This is a genomic window from Shewanella sp. UCD-KL12, from assembly GCF_001957125.1.
Taxonomy (GTDB): domain Bacteria; phylum Pseudomonadota; class Gammaproteobacteria; order Enterobacterales; family Shewanellaceae; genus Shewanella.
This window is the reverse complement of sequence record NZ_MPHJ01000007.1, coordinates 113,235-133,383: the sequence shown is the minus strand read 5'-3', so window position 1 is coordinate 133,383 and position 20,149 is coordinate 113,235. Positions and strand designations below refer to the sequence as shown.

The 20,149-nt window shown below is 43.9% G+C and carries 14 protein-coding genes and 1 pseudogene; 4 read left to right on the top strand and 11 right to left on the bottom strand.

From position 1 onward, the window contains the following. Positions 1-76: 76 nt before the first annotated feature. From BM736_RS14110 to BM736_RS14100, 3 genes and pseudogenes are all read right to left on the bottom strand, one after another. The gene (locus BM736_RS14110; RefSeq protein WP_076413294.1) at positions 77-460 is read right to left on the bottom strand and encodes a GFA family protein; all 384 of its coding nucleotides are present in this window, start codon (positions 458-460) and stop codon (positions 77-79) included. A 42-nt stretch (positions 461-502) separates the two neighbouring features. Then, positions 503-880, bottom strand: coding sequence for a DUF4440 domain-containing protein (locus tag BM736_RS14105; protein WP_076413292.1), 378 nt, complete (start codon positions 878-880; stop codon positions 503-505). A 71-nt stretch (positions 881-951) separates the two neighbouring features. After that, positions 952-1,850: pseudogene (locus tag BM736_RS14100) on the bottom strand (LysR family transcriptional regulator). 155 nt (positions 1,851-2,005) lie between these two features. Here BM736_RS14100 and BM736_RS14095 point away from each other — a divergent pair. After that, a complete protein-coding gene (locus BM736_RS14095) occupies positions 2,006-3,442 on the top strand; it encodes an MATE family efflux transporter (RefSeq protein WP_076413290.1) in 1,437 nt (478 codons plus the stop codon). A 6-nt stretch (positions 3,443-3,448) separates the two neighbouring features. On the opposite strand, the gene BM736_RS14090 is transcribed toward BM736_RS14095, so the two are convergent. From BM736_RS14090 to BM736_RS14075, 4 genes are all read right to left on the bottom strand, one after another. Further along, positions 3,449-4,234: a lytic transglycosylase domain-containing protein gene (locus BM736_RS14090; RefSeq protein WP_076413288.1), complete on the bottom strand. Its 786-nt coding sequence runs from the start codon at positions 4,232-4,234 to the stop codon at positions 3,449-3,451. Then, on the bottom strand, positions 4,235-5,245 hold the full coding sequence (locus tag BM736_RS14085) for a DUF3137 domain-containing protein (protein ID WP_076413287.1): 1,011 nt from the start codon (positions 5,243-5,245) through the stop codon (positions 4,235-4,237). Positions 5,246-5,300: 55 nt separating this feature from the next. Further along, on the bottom strand, positions 5,301-5,870 hold the full coding sequence (locus tag BM736_RS14080; protein ID WP_076413285.1) for a LemA family protein: 570 nt from the start codon (positions 5,868-5,870) through the stop codon (positions 5,301-5,303). A gap of 1,149 nt (positions 5,871-7,019) precedes the next feature. Further along, positions 7,020-9,401, bottom strand: a complete 2,382-nt coding sequence (locus BM736_RS14075) for a penicillin acylase family protein (protein ID WP_076413283.1) — start codon at positions 9,399-9,401, stop codon at positions 7,020-7,022. Between the two features lie 271 nt (positions 9,402-9,672). Here BM736_RS14075 and BM736_RS14070 point away from each other — a divergent pair, with 271 nt between their 5' ends. Both BM736_RS14070 and BM736_RS14065 read left to right on the top strand, forming a co-directional pair. After that, positions 9,673-10,836, top strand: a complete 1,164-nt coding sequence (locus BM736_RS14070; protein ID WP_076413276.1) for an AraC family transcriptional regulator — start codon at positions 9,673-9,675, stop codon at positions 10,834-10,836. 196 nt (positions 10,837-11,032) lie between these two features. Beyond that, on the top strand, positions 11,033-12,628 hold the full coding sequence (locus tag BM736_RS14065) for an AbgT family transporter (protein WP_372828702.1): 1,596 nt from the start codon (positions 11,033-11,035) through the stop codon (positions 12,626-12,628). Positions 12,629-12,723: 95 nt separating this feature from the next. Here BM736_RS14065 and BM736_RS14060 read toward each other — a convergent pair whose 3' ends face one another. The 3 genes from BM736_RS14060 to BM736_RS14050 all read right to left on the bottom strand — a co-directional run bounded on the left by BM736_RS14060 (position 12,724) and on the right by BM736_RS14050 (position 17,962). Next, positions 12,724-13,440 (bottom strand): triacylglycerol lipase, encoded by a 717-nt coding sequence (locus tag BM736_RS14060; RefSeq protein ID WP_076413273.1) that lies wholly within the window; start codon positions 13,438-13,440, stop codon positions 12,724-12,726. Positions 13,441-13,639: 199 nt separating this feature from the next. Further along, positions 13,640-16,780 (bottom strand): efflux RND transporter permease subunit, encoded by a 3,141-nt coding sequence (locus BM736_RS14055; protein ID WP_076413271.1) that lies wholly within the window; start codon positions 16,778-16,780, stop codon positions 13,640-13,642. Positions 16,781-16,795: 15 nt separating this feature from the next. After that, entirely contained in the window at positions 16,796-17,962 is a 1,167-nt protein-coding gene (locus BM736_RS14050) for an efflux RND transporter periplasmic adaptor subunit (RefSeq protein ID WP_076413269.1), read from the bottom strand. A 439-nt stretch (positions 17,963-18,401) separates the two neighbouring features. On the opposite strand from BM736_RS14050, the gene BM736_RS14045 reads away from it, so the two are divergent. Beyond that, complete coding sequence (locus BM736_RS14045) at positions 18,402-19,160, top strand: TorF family putative porin (protein WP_372828701.1); 759 nt, start codon at positions 18,402-18,404, stop codon at positions 19,158-19,160. 139 nt (positions 19,161-19,299) lie between these two features. Here BM736_RS14045 and BM736_RS14040 read toward each other — a convergent pair whose 3' ends face one another. Further along, on the bottom strand, positions 19,300-19,995 hold the full coding sequence (locus tag BM736_RS14040; protein WP_076413522.1) for a DNA-3-methyladenine glycosylase I: 696 nt from the start codon (positions 19,993-19,995) through the stop codon (positions 19,300-19,302). Between the last annotated feature and the right edge of the window lie 154 nt (positions 19,996-20,149).

Below are 20,149 nucleotides of genomic sequence, written 5' to 3'. Positions count from 1 at the left end.
AGCCGCTTCGTTGCGGCTTTTTTATTACTTAGTTGATGACTGAGTTTATGACTGAGGTTATGGCTGAGTTTAGCGCTTAGCTCATCTCACTGGCTGCCTTCCACCAGCTAACTTGAGTCTCTTCATGTAGCTCCTTAACGGTCTCAGGCACTATCTCTGTGTCGAACAAGCCTAAGGCCATGGCGACCCAAATTGCATACTCACCACTGCTATAGCCCCACTCTATGTTAGCACCACAGTCAGCACAGAATTTTCGCTGCACATTATCTGATGATTGATATACAGCCAGACTGGCTTCGCCGGATAGGTAGTTCACTTGGCTCCGCTTAAATCTCGCATAGGTCGCAAAAGCAGCCCCATGTTGCTTCTGGCACATATTACAGTGGCAGTTTGAGACCGCGACTGGCTCAGACTCAATTTGAAATCTAATCTTGCCACATAGGCAACTTCCCTGATGCATCTCTCTTTCCTTTTGACCTGCTGATATTAAATTGTCAAAACCTTAAAAAGGTTCACAAGGCGTACCTTGATGAAAAATCATCTGCCACTCGTCTAACTCTTCATTGTACTTCCACAATGAACTTCTCAATGAGTAACGCGTATTGAACTCGTCGTGCTTCTTCATCGTGGCTCGGTACAATAGCTGAGCAAGGTCTTTCGATATCAATCTCAATTCAAAACTAGTCGCACAAAAATTAGGGCATTTCTCTTTGGGTAGCCTCTCCAATACTTCGCGCTTACCAAAGCTCGTCCCCGATGCACCAAACTCATGAAAGTCTTCATGAATAAGTAGATCTAACTCATCAGAAGACGACCGAACATCGGACTTTAGCAGGTAGAGTTCTAATTCAACGAGTTTTTGCTTCAAATTAGTTAGCATGCAATCCCCCTTCTCTCTGCATTGACTAGCAGTTTAATTCGGTGACAATTACCAAGTTAAAGCATCAAAAATCAATAAGTTTCCTGCTTAAACATGGACTCTATTTCAATAAAGATCCACTCCATAACGGGTCCATAGGCTTTATCTCTACGGTTAACGACCCCTATTTCAACTAATAATGGATCGGGAATATACTCTGTAGACAGCTCAACAATATCGCCACTATACCAATTAGACTTAGCGACATGCTCAGGCACTAAGGCCCAACCGACACCGCGGATCACTAGCGCAGTCATATAGAAATAGCTATCAATATACCAATGGTTTGCCGACAGTGCTTTCTCTTGACTGCCCCCCAGTTTATCTCGAATAACCAGCTGCCGGTGTTGCCTCAAGTCAGCAATTTTGGGTGAAGGACAAGCTGCAAGAGAGTGATTATAGGCAACAATAAGTGACTGTTTAAACTGACCAATAGACATAAATTCTAGAGAACTTGGTAACTGACCAACATGAAATAGTATACCCATATCGGCTTTCCCCTCATCGACCCAGGCACTGATATCATCACGTGAGCCATTGATGATTGTCAGCTTCAGCAAGGGAAACTCCAGTGCAACACGCTCAAATAGCAATTCAAACGCATTAACTGGCACCGCCTCCTCCATAGCGACTGTGAGTGCTATCTCTTGACCGGTATTAAGCGTCATCGCTCTTGACTGTAATCGCTGACATTGCTCGAGCACTGCTTGAGCACTGCTTGAGCTTCAATATACATATCCTCGCCCAGCTTAGTTAACACAGGCAGCTTTGCACTACGGTCGAATAACTCAAAGCCGAGATCGATCTCTAAGTTAGCGATGGCGGTACTCACCCTTGATTGCGCCCTGCCCAGCTTTCTTGCAGCAGCAGAAAATGAGCCATGCTTTACCGAGAGCACAAAAGCCTCGAGTTGATACAGTGTCCAGTTCATCTAATCTCACCTAATCACTAAGTTCGTCTATCTACTCTAACATGTACCTATACGATTTTCGGATACTAACTGACTTAATCAATCCAAATTTAGCAGGTAAACTCGCCCCTCCTAGAAATTGCAGCCCGTGCCCCTTAGTTATTGGAATTGCTATTATGCAAGCAGAAGACCTTAAATTAGCCTCAACACAGTCAAGCTCCAATATAAACCGTACATTCTGGCGGTATGCGATCCCTTCGATTGCTGCCATGCTGGTCAACGGTCTATATCAAATTGTTGATGGAATTTTTATTGGTCAGTACATTGGCCACGAAGGTTTAGCAGGCATTAACATGGCCTGGCCAATCATCTATATTTTTGCAGGTATCGGCCTAATGATCGGCATGGGGTCGGGAAGCCTGCTATCAATAAATCGTGGTAAAGATGAGTTAACGCCAGCTGACAAGCAGTTACAGGGTAGCTGTAACTTAGCCATTATCAGCCGAACGTTAGCGACAGCTTTGATGCTGATAGTGGGCTTTGGCTTATTTGGCTCTTGGTTTTTATCCAATTACGGTACCGACCTTCTGCTTATGCAAGGAGGCATCGATAACTCACTCGCTCATGCGGATCAATATATCACCCCTTTTATCTGGAGCGTCAGCTTCACCATTTTAGCGGCTGCGATCCCCATTTTAATTCGTAATGATGAAAGCCCAAACATTGCAACTGGCTTGATGGTGATGGGAGCTTGTCTAAATATCTTACTCGATTATATCTTTATCGTGCGTTTAGATATGGGACTGCACGGCGCAGCGATTGCTACAGTCGCAGCACAGGTGAGCGTGGCTACATGCGGCTTGATCTACTTTATCTCCTCAATGACACAATTTAAGATCGGCAAGTTAACCATAAAAGCGGCCAACTTTAGATTTGATACTCAGCTTGCAAAACAGATCATGCTTTTAGGCGCTTCAAGCTTTGTTATGTACCTCTATACCAGCTTTGTATTCGCGCTACATAACCGTCTTTTCATGGAGTATGGCAACTCGATCACTGTTGGCGCTTTTGCAATAGTTGGCTACTTGATGGTGCTGTACTACTTTATCGCCGAAGGACTCGGTGAAGGTATGCAGCCACCTGTCAGCTACTTTTTTGGTGCTAACCAACCCCAAAATATTAAGAAGATGGTCATTCTTGCAACTAAGGTCACCATTAGTGCAGGTATCGCATGGGTCGCTATCTTGAACCTGTTTCCAAACACCATCATAGAGTTATTTAATAGTGACGACTCCCTGTTACTCCAGGAAACGATCACAGGAATTCAACTGCATCTATTTGCTATGTTTCTTGATGGCTTTATTGTCTTGGCAATCATGTATTTTATGGCTGTTAATCAAGGTGGTAGGTCCCTTGGTATATCGATAGGTAATATGATGATCCAGTTACCTTTCCTTTATATTCTTCCTAAGTTTCTTGGACTCAGCGGCGTCTGGCTTGCGATGCCAATATCTAATGTAGTGATGTTTTTGATTGTTGCTCCTATGGTTTGGCACCATATCAATGCAACTAAGAAGGGCGAAACGGTAGAGCTGCTAGGGTCTAGGGTCTAGGGAGTTTTAAGACTTTTGATAGCGTTTAAGTAAGATCTTCACTCGCTTAACGTATGCTCGGGTTTCGGGGTAAGGAGGGATACCATTATAGTTATCAACTGTGGTTGGCCCTGCATTGTAGGCTGCACAGGCAAGCTCAACGTCGCCATTAAAACGATTTAGCATTTTGGCTAAATACTTAGCTCCGCCATCGATGTTTTGCTCAGGGCGAAAGGCATTCTTAACGCCTAGCTCTTTTGCTGTATCTGGCATTAACTGCATTAGCCCCATAGCTCCGGTCCGAGATAAGGCAAATACATTAAACGCTGACTCAGCATGAATGACGGCTCTGATTAAGGCTGGATCTATACTGTGTTTCTTAGCCGCCTCGCCAATCAAGTCATCATAGTCCTGAGAGAAAAGTGGCATCTTGTTCCAATCAAGATCTGACTCTGGTCGACATGCATAGCAATCATAAAGCAAAACTTGATACTCACTCATGCCAGGCGCATGATCTGAAAAAGCGACAACGCCATTAGCTTGTTTATATTGATATACTTTAAGTTGTTCACTGGATGTGGCACTCGTCTCACCATGCTCTAGAAAGCTGTTATTATCGAGTACCGTGCTATCTATCGCTTGGCTATCGACACCTTGCTCGGTGGCAATGTCACTCAGTCCATTTTTCGAATAACTGGCCTTGTAGTGTGGCTTATCTTTAGCGAAGGCTTGTGAATGAGCCATAAGAGCACAGAAGCTACACATTAGCCAAAATCGATAACTTGCTCGCCTTGCCAGCTGTCGAGTGCTCATTTACAGTCCTGTATACTCATCAAGTTTAAGTACTTCAATCATAGCAAACAGCTGCTGCATCTCTCTGTTTATTTGGCTAAATTCATACTCGAATGTTGCACCATTAAAGATAGAACCAAGCTCAAACCGGTTTTCACGGCTAGCCAACATAATCAGTAATTTGTCTTCATAAAAAGCGCACTGTATCTTACCTGTAAAGCAACTCGCCAACTCCTGAAGACGTTCCATAAAGCTAACGGTCAGTAAATACCTCGCTTCGACTTGATCTGAAGAGAACACATCAAACTGCTTTTCAAAAATTGGATCTTCAAGCTTCACTCTCGAGAGTCGCTTAAAGGAGTCCGACAGAAAGTTAACCAGCCCACCTCGACTACGCACCACAACGGTATGTCCGCTGAACTTCTTGTGGCTGCTGAGTTGCACCATCACGCCTTTAAACGTTGTCACATTTTCAGTTCGCTTATCTCGCTTCACCTTTTTTGTCAGTTCTAACTCATTAATCGCGATCTCCACCCCTTTATGTGTTCCCTGCACATAATCTTCAAATCGAGCATTATCATAATATGGGAGTAGTTTAGAGCGCTTAAGCTCAGGCAAGCTCATGCTATGGGAAGAGCTAAAGATAAAGTCACTACCAAAATAGCTAAATATCTTGGGAAAAACCCTCGCCTTAACATCGCTTTGATAACGTTTCACGGGACGAGATGACCACCAAAACAGCGGGAGTGCAGGAATTAGGTAGAGAAACCAAGGAATACCCAAACGTTCACGAGTATCAAAGAGATAGATAACAAAGGCTATAATCGCAAAAATGATAAAGCTGAAATAGATACGTTGCCTAAGGGTTTTAAGAGAAGATACCCGCCGATTTTCAAACTTTCTGGTCAGTGGCTCTATATGCTGATCATAATGCGCTTGCAGCGAGGCAATATCGCCATCGGGGGCAACAAGCTGTTGAGATTGTCGCTTAGCCTTGATAGGCGCCCCGAGAATAAAACTAACTATATTCATTTTATATCAGGCTATTAGATTCAAAGAAGATCATTCGGTCGCTGTGTAAATTCATCTACTTCAAAAAGTCGGCGGCATCGACAGGTGCTTTCGACGCTTCATCAGCTTCGTAGAAAGGCATGACCTTAATGCTTGCCATAGAAGCAATGATTGACCCAGGAAAAATCTCCACAGCATTATTAAGCTCAGAGACTGAAGCATTATAAAAACGTCGCGCAGCTGAGATATGCGCTTCAACTTCATTGTAGGTCTGCATCGCCTGCAGCATAGTATTATCAGATTTTAGCTCAGGGTAAGCTTCTACATTTACCATCAGCTGCCCCATCTTACTGTTTAACTGTTCGGCGACAACAAGGTGCTCCTTGATAGCCTCTGCATCATTGTTGTCGTAAGCTTTACTCGTTTGAGCTCGTAGCTCTGTGATATCTGTTAATAGTGCCTTTTCATGCTCCATAAATTTTTGGGCAATTTTTAAAATATTGGGCACTAAATTTGAGCGTTTCTTTATCTGAACATCGATACCGGATAGCGCTTCACGACCTGCATTGCGCTTTTTAATTAAGCTCACATACCAGAGGTAGGCAATTATCACCAACAACCCAAGAGCCAACAACAATCCTTCCATCACACGTCCTTATTTATGCTAATTTTTGACTATTTACTCAATTTTTATATTTAGCTTTAACCCTCTACTCTTACCTATTTTTTCTCATATTTCCATATATTTATCTACACACTAGCGCTTAATAAAAAGGGGGTTTATTGCACTTATTTCAAACAGAATTGTTATTTATGTCGCTTTTATCTAAGTAAAGACATTTAAACAGAAAGCAGGGCGCTATATTGGTTGCTGTGGTAGGAAAAACGGAATAAAAAAAAATACATATACAGCAAGATACAAAAAACACTGGCATTTCAGTGACAAGCAACTGTGTTTCTAGTAGGCAATAAATGAACAGGAGTACAATAACTTTAGGGGAAGTTGGCAATAAATGCAGTGCTTAACTCCAGATAACACTTGTTAAAGACAGGTTTTCACTGCAAGCCAGTCAATCATGACATTTTCTAACCATTTAAGATGATTCTCCGACAAAGACGACTTAGATCCAGAGCTGAATGCCGTCCACTCGATGAACTCAATTCAAATCTTCACTAATGAACATAAATTCTCCGTACACCATTCAGGATTGATTCAGGGATAGATTGATATAGTTATCACACGGAAATTGACTCATCTCATTATCTGTAACCATAGTTCCACATCCCTTTTAGGCTCTAGATTGAGCCTATTTTTTTGCCTGAAATTTGGCAGACAAAATAGGTCAGCTTGCAGTCATACCAATTACATTAAAAGTTTGACCACTCAGCGGCAGGTCAAAGCGCTGTAAGCAAGGCGAGGGGATGAAGCTAATAGTTATTCTATATCGAAAACCCTCAACGAAGCTTAAAGTGCTTTGAGACCCGCACTACGTGAGCGTCTCAAACTCTCCACTTCTGCTTTACATTGATTTAAAAGGGAGTGGCCATTTCTTCATCAATGCGCCTTGAATTGAAAAGTTTGAGATGCTCTGAGTTGGCCAAATACTTAATACAATTGGTATTGTACCATTCAGTTTTCATACAGTAATACTTTGCTAAATTAGTTATTAAGCAAACAGTTAGAACGTTAACCCCATAGTTTTTCCTGTTTGCTTGGTAATTTTCATTGTTAGTGCAAATCAAATAACCCTTTAGGACCCATTTTTGGGTCCATTTTTTTGGCTGAAATGTAAGATTAATTGAGGGTAAACATTAAGGTATCGACCAAATCATCCTTAATATCTTGCTCAGTGAACACCACTGGTCGCCACTCCCCTTTAGAAAATAAGCGAGTTTGATCAACAAAGTGCTCCGACTCCGGATCATGGGACTGGCCATAGGTCAAAAACGCATCAGCTTTAGGCCCACTGTCAGTAAATTCTAGCGCCATCAGCCAACTTGCTCCGTGATATACGGGATACCCATAGCTTGGCACCTTAGCGCTGCTGCTGGTATTGATATTAAAGACCCCATCGATGGTTCCACCACCAGGGATCGACAGCATCTCCTCATTTTTCATATGATATTGAATCGCGCCTAAAGGCGCTGCTAAAGGGATGTTGACGCTAGCTAGATGCTGTACAGTACTTGCTAATGCCTGTAATGCAGGATCACTATTGGCGGTGCCGGTATGAATGGCCAAATCAGCAGGAGTCGCCACAGGTTTATTAGCATCAAATTCAGTGGCAAACAAACTATCACTCAACGCCTGCTCTCCACCCACATCGAACACCTTTAAAAACTCTCTGAATAGGTGAGCGCCTTGACTACTGGTCTTATAGAGACCATCCCAATTCGCTAATGTTGTACACGCCGCAGAGATATCAATAACCTCCTGACTTTCAAGGGTAATACTAGCGACACCAGTACAGCGTTCAACAAGCTGTTCTTTAAGTAATTCTGAAAGTTGAGCACGCTGGCTCATGACAACATTTTTTAGTTCATCAAGGTTAAACTTGCCATCCTCTCCCGATATTCCTTGGGCAGACTTCTCCTGTAGCATAGTGGCATTCATCCGAGTTCGAGGGCTACGTATCGTTTGCTCAGGGCCATAGACAATCGAGTAGCCTTCCAACGGCTGCTCTACATGATTCAGCCAATGGCTACTATTGGCATTGAACACATAATCGCTACGTAAGGCTTTAGGCGCTCTTTCGAAAGGAACGACACCAGCGATAGGCGTGTTACCTGTATCAACCCATTCAAATAGAGACATACTACCGTCAAGCACTAGTTGCCCTCTGCCGCCTTGCCACAAAGCTTTTCCAACAGGATCATTATTGACAAAGTCTTTCACAAGAATGGCCGCAAACGCATTTAAATTTGGTGCCCTTGAGCCATCGATAAAGAAGGCGTTACCCTTATTATCGGTCGCCATAGTATTGACCCAAGGTATCCCTTGGTATGTCTTAAATGCCGCTTCAAACTCTTCAATTGTTTTGGCTCTGTCCATGGCTAACCATTGACTCACCATGTTGCCGTTATTCACATTCGCGTCTCGATAACTCACCGCCGTTCCATCAGGGTACCAGCCAATCATGGGACCATAATGAGACGAGTAGAGTGTCTTAGTTATCTGCTCGTTGGTGCCATCATCGTTTCTCACCTCAACAGAAAACTCTTGGCTCAGCATCTGCCTATACTCACCCTCATAGAGATATCGCGTGCTATCTTGGGGATCTAACGTCAAACGATAGGTGGTAAACCGCTTAGATTGAGAAACGGTATGCGTCCAGGCAATATTCTCATTGAAACCAATAAGTACACCGGGCACCCCAACGAAAGAAACACCTGTGACATTCATCTCCCCTGGGATCTGCAGGTGATTCTCAACAAATCTAAGACTCCCTACCCAAGGAAAATGGGGATTTGACAGTAACATGCCACTGCCCGATTCAGTTTTATCTCGGCCTAGCGCCCAACCATTACTGCCTAAGCCCTCATTTTTACTGGCCACCTCAGTAAACATCTTTTGCAGACTCTTATCTGAAGTTACCGGCGATGCTGTGGCTATTTGAGTCGATAAGGCGCCACCACTGGCAAATAAGGCCAACTTTAGATGGTAAGCGTGCAGATCTGTCACTGTCAGTTCAGGGATCCAATCAGCACCTCTACAGGGTGATGGATAGTTTTGCGAACCTGCTTTATCCACAACAGCTTGATTAAAGCCTTCAGCATAGCCGGTGAGTAAATCACTCTGCTCCTGAGTCATACCTTCAACCGCAGCTTCCGCATCTTGATAAATATTCAGCGCTAAAGTGCCAAAATCCGTCAGGACATTAGCACTTCCGTTACCTGCACCGAAGGTGGCAGCTTTTTGGCCTCTAACCTCAATAATTTGCTCAGCTAAAGTACACATGTTTTCCTGAGCATGAGCATACGCTTGGCCATAACCCAAAGCGCGATAATCGGTCGCTGTGATATGGGGCACGCCATAGGAGGTGTACTCAATTTTTACGGTACTTGGCAGTACTTCAGGCTCGTTAGCGTCATCATCGCTTCCGCCACAGCCAGATAACCCCAATGTCATGGCCAACGCAATTGGTGTAAGGCACCTTTTATATTTATTATTTTCCATTTCGGCTAATCCCTTTTGAGTCGCAGCCTTATTCGGCCATGCCACCCAGTGTGCTATTTAAAATAAGTTTATGATTTGCTAATCATTTGTTACTTTAATTCACTAAAGGCGAACAACTCGACCGTCCCGACCCGTTCGGACTTTTTTATTCTCCCTAACAATCAGGTATTTAAACGTTTGTTTGATTATTTTTGATTCATTGCGGGGATTTTTATAATCGTTGTACCGGCATGCTTACCATGCAAATACAAAGTAAGGATTGATATAGGCCATGCAGTTGATGACCATTTTGTTGTTAATCTCAGTGGGTTTGAGCTTCTTTATGATGGGTTATGTGGCCACAACACCTTATCAGAATCGTAAGGCGAGACTCTGCTTTGCTATGATGTTGATTGGTCTTATCAGCCTAATGCTAGAGCTCGCCATTTTTGAGGAGGGTGCCAGCTTCCTATACATAATATCGTTATCAGGCCCTCTCTCTGTTTCTGTACCTATTTTTTTCTATCTGTACTTTAAAGCTAGCATGCGACTCAATGATAAATTCCAATGGCGAAGTGGCATACATTTAATATTCCCTTTGCTCTACCTGTTAACAATGATGCCCTACAACCTTCTCGACGAAGCAGGTAAGCAGTGGTTTTTTGCTAGCATTTACACTAATGAGCCTATTCCGTGGCAACTATCATTTATGCCAATCCGCTTTACCAGACTGTTGTTAATCAGCGGATTAGGCTCTGTTTACCTTTATTTGAGTTGGCGAGAGCTACACATTGAGATCAATAACAAGAAAAGTGATGTATTAAGAGAGATAGGCCGCCTCAAGGGGGGATTTATCGCTATCAGCATCAGTTTTGCAATCGTATTTTCTTTCTTCATTTTTAGGTTGCCACACCAGTTTACCTGGATGATATCTAGCATTGTTTTGGTCGTAACAGCCATCAGTTCGATGATTTTTTACTACCTGCCCGTGCTTGGAAAGAAGATCACTATCCAAGATAGAACAGTAGAGGGTCCACAGCAGAAAACCGAGAGGCCAGCGGCTCCACAGCTGCAAACGCACAAACCAACCGATAAACAATACCGCTCATCGGTTACCGCTAGCCAAGCAGAACAAGTGATCGACAACCTGCTTAGGCTCATGGAGAGTGGTATCTACAAGGATTCAAAGCTCTCACTTGGAAAGCTTGCATCGCAACTACAGGTCAGTACTCACCATCTATCTCAGATCATCAATCAGCAGACCCAAGGTAACTACTTTGATCTGCTCAATGAATACCGTATAGAAAGCGCCAAGCAGTTACTGATTGACGGCAAACTTAGCGTCATCGATATCGCCTATGAGGTGGGCTACAACAGTAAGTCCTCCTTCTATAGTGAATTTAAACGCCGAACCGATATGACCCCTAATAAATTCAAAAAATCACAGCTAAGCTAATACATTAGACTTTCAGCTTGAAGTGAACATTTTTCATACAAAACCACCTCAAATTTAAGTTTCAATTAAAACTTCTAAGACATGATGCTCGGTCATCTCGGAAAAACCGAGTTTGAGCTAGATAAAATCAGCATAAAAATGGCACATAGAGGCCAAAAATGAAGGATGTGGTATGGGTAAAAATAAAGATGAGAGCATGAAAATGCCTCTCAACTCTTCGGGTGCGCCTGAAGAGCAACAAAGTGGTGCATTTGTCCGCTTTCTCAACATCGTTGAACGATTAGGTAATCTACTTCCTCATCCAATTACACTTTTTGCCATGTTCTGTATGGCAGTTATTGTTATCAGTGGTATCGCAGGCTACTTTGAACTTACTGTTGTAGACCCAAGACCCGTAGGTGCATCAGGCCGTAGTGAAGATGGGCTTATTCACGTTGTAAGCTTAATGAATGGCGAAGGCTTGAGAATGATAGTCTCAAACCTAGTGACTAACTTTACCGGATTTACACCGCTTGGTACTGTGTTGGTTGCTCTGCTAGGTGTCGGTATTGCTGAACGTTCAGGCATGCTATCTGCAGCTATGCGCTCTCTAGTCATGGGGGCTTCTAAAAGGCTGGTCACACTAACCATCGTTTTCGCCGGTATCGTGTCTAACACAGCCTCTGAGCTAGGTTATGTCGTACTAATTCCTATGGCAGCCATGATATTCCATTCACTAGGCCGTCACCCTCTCGCAGGACTCGCAGCAGCCTTTGCTGGTGTATCTGGGGGCTATAGTGCCAACTTGCTACTCGGTACTGTCGATCCTCTTTTATCAGGTATCACTGAGGCTGCAGCTCAAATGATCGATCCTGAGTATACAGTTGGCCCAGAGGTAAACTGGTACTTCATGTTTGTTTCAACTTTCCTTATCACCACGCTCGGTGCGCTGGTAACAGAGAAAATTGTTGAACCTAAGCTTGGAAAATATGATGCAGATGAAGCTGCGACCGACCTTTCAAATCAGAAGATGGATGAGGTTACAGCCGATGAAAAGCGTGGCCTAAAAGCAGCGGGGATTTCGATTGTTATTCTAGGGGCGCTGGTCGCATTAACAGTTGTACCTGAGAGTGGTCCGCTGAGAAACCCTGAAACTGGCTTAGTTGCAGGTTCACCTTTCCTTAAGGGAATTGTTGCCTTTATCTTTATCTGTTTTGCGATTCCTGGTTTAGTCTACGGTAAAGTCGTTGGTACGATGAAGCGTGATAAAGATGTTATCGATGCCATGTCACACAGCATGAGCTCAATGGGCATGTATATCGTACTGGTTTTCTTCGCCTCTCAATTTGTCGCTTTCTTTAAGTGGACTAACTTAGGCGCTGTATTAGCGGTTTCTGGCGCCGATGCCTTAAGTGCCATAGGGCTCACCGGCCCACTGGTGTTTGTGCTGTTTATTATGATGTGTGGCTTTATCAACCTGATGCTAGGTAGTGCTTCTGCGCAATGGGCTGTTACAGCACCTATCTTTGTTCCTATGCTTATGCTGGTTGGTTATGCACCTGAGACCATTCAAGCTGCCTACCGAATTGGTGACTCAGTCACTAACCTGATCACACCTATGATGAGCTATTTCGGACTGATTTTAGCCGTGGCATCGCAATATAAGAAAAACCTAGGCATAGGCACCTTAATCGCGACTATGTTGCCATACTCAATCGTCTTCTTTATCGGTTGGACTATCTTCTTCTTCCTATGGGTATTTGTGCTTGGCCTGCCTGTAGGTCCTGGCGCTGCAACCTATTACACCCCTTAAAAAAGTGAGTAAATAGGTTCTAGAGACTAGGGAACACAAACAGGAAGCCGCACTCTTTTGAGAGTACGGCTTCGTCGTTTATAACAGGTTAGAAACTATTCCTGTCGCTCGTGATTAAACTCGCCATGATTCAAAAAATAGATAACCTCAGCGATCACCGCATCATTTTTCATCATATGCGAATGGATCGTTGGCAGGGCAATAAAGTCATTCATCCCCTCAGCTTTGGTGGCAGCTACAGACACTTTGCCATCATCTGGGTTAGGTAGCATGCTAGACATAAGCAAGTTGATGGATTGCGTGCCAGCTATGACACCTAAATCAAAGTTAACTGGACCTAGTCGCCTGGGAACACTGTTTATATCTGTACCTAATTGAGTTCCAGCCTCCCCAGTAATAAGCTCATACCCAGGTATTGAACCAAGCTTATCAACAAGCTCGCTCCCTTGATTTGGCGGGCCTAACATCACGACACGATTAATCGAATCTGCACTATGTTGGCTATAATATTGTCTTACCAGTATTCCACCAAGAGAGTGTGTCACGAAATTCACCTGTTTCGTGTTGAGCAATTCACATTGCTCCAGCCCCTCAGTCACCGCAACATTAGCAAGGGATTCAATTGGCATTTTTCGAGATGGGTAATTGATATTAGCAACGATATAGCCATTTTCGGTAAGTATCTCTTCCAGCTTTTCCATTGAGGATGCACTTCTACCTAAGCCATGGAGCAATACGACACACTCCTTTGCAACGGACTCAATTGGCAACAAACTCAACAATAACGCTGTAATAAAAAGAGATCTCAGCATCTATCATCCCTCACGATCTGACTACCACTGTTCTCGCTAACTTATCATGCCAGCCCTTATTAACTCGATTCATGACAAGGTATATCAGCCAAATGGATAAAAACAGTTAACTAATGTTTATCTGTAGCGTAACTCACTTACTGTAATCCAATAAAAAGCCCAGCAGATGCTGGGCTTTTTAGATTATTCAATGCGCAGATTAGTCAGCCTTTGGTAACTCAGCCTTAGCACCTTTCTTCTCTCGCTTGCTGAAGATACGCTCAACAACAACGAAGAAGATTGGGATAAAGAAAATACCTAAGAAGGTAGAACTCATCATGCCACCTAATACACCGGTACCAATCGCGTTTTGGCTACCAGAACCTACACCAGAACTGATTGCTAGCGGTACAACCCCTAGACCGAAGGCCAGTGAGGTCATGATGATCGGACGCAGACGTACACGCACAGCGTGCAGGGTTGCATCGACTAAGTTAGCCCCTTTCTCGTAGTACTCTTTAGCGAATTCTACAATCAAGATAGCATTCTTCGTCGCCAGACCGACTGTTGCCAGTAAGCTCACCTGGAAGAATACATCATTGGGCAAACCACGGGCATTCATCGCTAATAAGGAGCCGATAATACCTAAAGGCACAACCAAGACCACAGCGAACGGTACCGACCAACTCTCATAAAGAGCCGCAAGTACTAAGAAAACCACAATAATCGACAAGGCATAAAGCATAGGAGCTTGGTTACCCGAGAGGCGTTCCTCATAGGAGAGACCATTCCACTCTACACCAAATCCTGGTGGTAGCTTTTTAACCATAGCCTCGATATCAGCCATTGCAGCACCAGTACTGTAACCTTGAGCTGTACCACCCTGAATATTTACCGCAGGCAGGCCGTTGAAACGCTCTAAACGCGGCGAAGCATATTCCCATGTACCCGTTGCGAAAGCAGAGAAAGGCACCATCTCACCTTGGGTATTACGGACATACCAAGTATCAAGATCTTCAGGCTGCATACGATACTGGGCATCACCCTGCACATATACCTTCTTCACTCGGCCACGATCGATAAAGTCATTCACATATGAGCCACCCCATGCCGTACCCAGTACACTGTTTACTGAGTTAATATCGACACTTAAGGCTCTTATTTTCGCCTGATCTATCTGGATCTGATACTGAGGCGCATCTTCCTGACCATTAGGACGAACACCGACAAGGTTAGGGTTCTGCGATGCCATGCCGAGTAGCATATTACGTGCTTCGACAAGCTTTTCATGCCCCTGACCATTTCTATCTTGTAGATACAGATCAAAGCCGTTAGCCGTTCCCAACTCGATGACTGCAGGAGGAACAAAGGCAAACACAAAGGCCTCTTTCATCTGCATAAACATGCCCATGGCACGACCCGCAACTGATTGCACGTCTTGACCTGGGTTAGTTCGTTCAGCCCAGTCCTTCAAGCCAACAAACGCAATACCCATGTTTTGACCGTTACCCGCAAAGCTAAAGCCTGAAACGCTAAATACAGATTTAACATTATCGCCCTCAGCATTAAGGTAGAAGTCTGACACTTCATCTAAGACATCCTGCGTAGCCTCTTGGGTCGAGTTCACAGGCAAAATAGCCTGAGTAAACAAGATCCCTTGATCTTCATCTGGTAGGAATGCCGTTGGCATACGCATGAATATCCAACCCACAGCAACTGCAATGGCTAAATACACCATCATAGTGCGGCCTGTACGCTTAATCATGGCTGCCACACTGGCTTCATAACGCGAGGTCAGGTTGTCAAACTTACGGTTAAACCAACCAAAGAAGCCTGTTTTTGCATGGCTTTCGCCCTTCTTAATCGGCTTAAGCATAGTGGCACAAAGTGCAGGTGTCAGGATAATCGCAACCATCACAGACAGCGCCATTGCCGAAACAATAGTCACAGAGAACTGACGATAGATCACACCCGTAGAACCTGACATAAATGCCATAGGGACAAATACGGCGGACAGAGTCAAACCAATACCGACAAGGGCACCAGTGATCTGATCCATCGACTTCTTGGTGGCCTCTATGGGACTGAGTCCCTCCTCCTGCATCACACGTTCGACGTTTTCTACCACAACGATGGCATCATCAACCAACAGACCAATCGCTAACACCATAGCAAACATGGTTAAGGTGTTAATCGAGAAGCCCAGTGCAGACAAGATGGCAAAGGTACCTAAGAGTACAACCGGAATCGCAATAGTTGGGATCAGTGTTGCCCGGAAGTTCTGTAAAAATAGGAACATAATACAGAAAACCAGTACGACTGCTTCAAGTAGGGTGTGAACAACACCTTCAATCGATTTTTCAACAAACGGGGTGGTATCGTAGGGGTAAACCACTTCTAACCCTTGAGGAAAGAAAGGCTTCATCTCTTCGATTTTTTCACGCACAAGCTTAGCTGTCGCTAAAGCATTTGCGCCCGTTGCTAACTGAATACCGATACCTGCAGCAGGCTTACCGTTGTAGAAAGACTCTACTGCATAACTCTCTGCACCTAGCTCAACTCTGGCTACATCTTCGAGATAAACATTCGCGCCCGAAGAGTCAGATTTAATAATGATATTTTTAAACTGCTCCGCCGTCTGTAGTCGGCTCTGAGCTGATACCGTCGCATTTAACTGCTGACCAGGCAATGATGGCGAACCACCCAATTGACCTGCCGAAACCTGAGCATTCTGCTCACGAATCGAAGCCATAATGTCGATACTGGTGAGGTTATATTGAGTCAGTTTTAGCGGATCTAACCAGATACGCATCGCGTACTGAGCGCCAAATAACTGAATAGTACCCACACCGGCTACACGGCTCATAGGATCTTGAATATTCGATCCCACGTAATCAGAGATATCATTCTTATCCAAAGAGCCATCTTGGGATACGAAACCAACAACCATCAAAAAGCCAGCGCTAGACTTAGCTACGTTAACCCCTTGTGCCTGAACCTCCTGCGGCAGCAGTGGCATCGCAAGCTGGAGCTTGTTTTGCACCTGTACCTGGGCGATATCGGGATCAGCCTCTGCATTAAACGTCAGAGTGATCTGCGCATTACCAAAGCTATCACTGGTTGACGATATATAGCGCAGATGATCAAGACCTGTCATACGCTGCTCGATAACCTGAGTTACCGAGTCTTCCATCGTTTTCGCCGATGCTCCTGGATAAACAGCACTGATCACCACTGAAGGTGGTGCGATGTTAGGATACTGAGATACCGGAAGGCTCGTAATCGAAAGCAGCCCGGCTAGCATCACTAGAATGGCGATCACCCACGCAAAAATAGGGCGATCGATAAAGAAACGTGCCATAACTCTTCCTTAACCCTATTGCTGACCAGCAGGCTTATTAGATGAAGCACCTTGCGAAGCTGGAACTGCCTTCACTGGTGCACCTGGACGAATTTTTTGTAGACCTTCTACAATCAGTTTGTCACCAATTGCAAGTCCATCTGTAATGCGCCACTGGTTATTAATTACTTCAGCAGTCGTTACCACACGTGACTCAACCATACCTTCTGCATTCACTAGCATGGCAACGGCTTGCCCTTTCGTATTACGAGTGATGGCTCTTTGCGGTACAAGAATCGCTTGTGGATCGGTTCCCGCATTTAGCACTGCTCGAACATACATACCCGGAAGTAGCACTCCGTCAGGGTTAGGAAATTCAGCTCTTAAAGTTACAGAGCCAGTGCCTTCGTCTACTGTCACTTCAGAAAACTGCAGAACACCAGTCTGACTATAAGTAGTACCATCTTCTAGAATAAGTTGAACGTTTGCGTTATCAGCTGCTTGTAATTTACCTTGCTTAAGCTTTGCTTTCAGGCGTAATAGCTGAGCACTAGACTGAGCGATATCAACATTAATAGGGTCTAGCTGCTGAATTTTAGCTAAAATATCAGCTTGGTTAGCGGTTACAAGCGCACCAGCTGTCACACTAGACTTACCAATACGACCAGAGATTGGCGCCTTAACTTCGGTATAAACTAGATTGATCTCTGCGGTATTGATTGCAGCTTTGGCAACAACAACGTTAGCTAATGCTTCTTTATATAGCGCATCAGCCTCATCAAAATCTTGCTGACTGATTGCGTTGGTTTTAACTAGCTCTTTAAAACGCTTTGCCTTAGCTTTTGCAGAAACAAGCCCTGCATTTGCACGCGCTAAATCGGCTTCAGCACTAATGAGCGCCGCTTTATAGGTCGCAGAGTCTATCTGATAAAGTGATTGCCCTTTTTCAACATCACGACCTTCGATAAAACTACGCTCAGTAATAATACCTGAAGCTTGTGGCCTTACCTCTGCCTCAAGGAAAGCTTTACTGCGCCCAGGCAACTCAACATTAATAGCCTGAGCTTGCACAGCAACTTCTATAATACCAACTTCCGTTTTACCTGGAGCCCCTTGGCCCTGACCTTCACTGCCTCCTTGCCCACAAGCTGTTAACCACAAAGCTAAACCTAATAAAGAGGCAACTTTCACTATTTGCCGCATGAGAACTCCTATAAAGCAACTGATCCAGACATTATGGCCAAACAGCATAAATCACTGTTAGGGCTATATTTGGAAGCATAAATTTTTGGGTAATATTTGAACGTGCATTTATCTCACAACTAAGCAAAGTCAACAAGTAGAACTACCAGTAAATTTGTAAGCTAATGCAAATTTATAAGGTAAATCACCGTGTTATGTTAAAAAATGGTTAACACGCACAATATTTATTGCCACTCGTTAATTGGCTGTGGCTGCGGTTTTCAAAAAAATAATCATAATTACCACATGCTTACTCATGTAACTCTGCTCTTCAATGCACTTTATATTCATAACTTTTCATAACTTTTATTTTTTGGTTCATTCAAACCGTCATAGTTATTCACATCAAGACTCTACTATTTATCTGCGCTAACAATTTCTTTCTAATGAGATGAAGAACATGACAGTCAAGATGAAGCTACAACATACGTTACTACTAAGCGGGTTATTACTTTCTGGCACTTCGATCGCTCACGCTACAGATTCTGACTCTAGCTCAGAAGTACTTGGCGGTACTATTAACGGCAACCTCACCTTTGCATCAGACTACGTTTTTCGTGGTGAATCTGAAACTATGGATGGGGATGTGCCTGTTGTACAGGGCACTTTAGGTTGGGGAAATGATGATGGTTGGTACGGCGGTGTATTTGCCTCAAACATCAAGTTTGCCGATCCAAACCTTGAGATAGTAACCGCGCCCTTTATTGGTAAAGCGGGTGAATTTGGTGATAGCGGCTTTACTTATGACGTCATGGTGTTCTCTTACCTTTATCCAGGAGCTTCTTACTCTAACTACACTGAGCTATGGCTCAAAGTAGGTAAACAGTTTGGCCAGGCAAATGTTCAACTTGAGGTTACACCAACAATAGATGATTGGTTTGGTGTGAAGGGCTGGCAAGGTGTTAACTATGCCATTCATCCAAGTTATGAATTTAGTAACGGGCTGAAAGTTTCTGGCTCTGTGGGTTATCAAGACCTAGATGGTGAAGGTGCCGAGGGCTGGGGACACTGGAACTTAGGTATAAGTAAAGCTTACTTAGGCCTTAACTTTGACCTTAGATATCATGGCAGCACTGTCGATGAAAGCCATTTAGTTTACGGCACACAAACTGAAATTTTTGATGACCGATTTGTAATTGGCATCAATAAAAGCTTCTAAACTCTTACCGAGTTGTATTAGAAGCTGTAAGGAAACGATTTACCCTGCGACAATCTATCTCTATTTATTGCTCAATCTTCGGCAAGCTTGCGCCAGTCCTCTATAGGCTGGCGCTTTTTTCTTGGTAGCTCGTAGCTTATTAAAGCCGATTATCCCCAACGCTACATGCCAATATACGGCTAATATCAGCCAAACTTCTCCCCGACTCTTGCTGCCAGTTATTAAACACTTGCTGAACTTGTTTAAGACCACTTTTAGAGCTAAAGCCATAATCCACTAATTTATTAGCTGTCATATAACCTTGAATATCACCGGTAAGTAAAAAGGTGTCTTTGCCCATAGCCCGCAAAAAATAGGGCCCAGTATTACCACCAAGCCTTTGACCTCTACGCTTAAGTAGCGCCCATAAACCTGTTATATCCTCACTTGGCCAGCTCGCAATAAACTCAGCTAAACTACCATGTTCTCTGGCAATATCTTGTGTCATCAGAGCATTGTCATAAATCGCCATGGTTTTCTTCATATGACGTATTAGCTCAGGATCGCTGGCTCGCTCGTGCAGTTGCTCTGGCGACAGCATCAATACCTTCATCGGCTCAAAACCAAAGAAAGCTTTTTCGTATGCCGGCCACTTATTTTCAACAATCCGCCACACGAATCCAGACTGAAACACCTTTTTGCTCATCTCTGATAGCAGCTGAGCATCCTTATACTGGCCCATCTCATCGAGACTCAAGTTAGCGTTAGATGCCATCAAAGACTCGAGGCCTTCATCGCCTCCTTTACGGTCACTCGCTCTTTGGTAAATGGCTGAAAAAGATTCTTGCTGACTCATAGTGAAATCGTGCTCTGTGACAAATTGACTCCCAATATTAAGAAACCCTACCGAGAAAGCAATCACTAAATCCCCATAAAAGTAGCTTGTTTCATTACTCACTATAGCTATCGATTCACCGCGCAATATTGGGCAGATTTAAAGCAAACAGCTA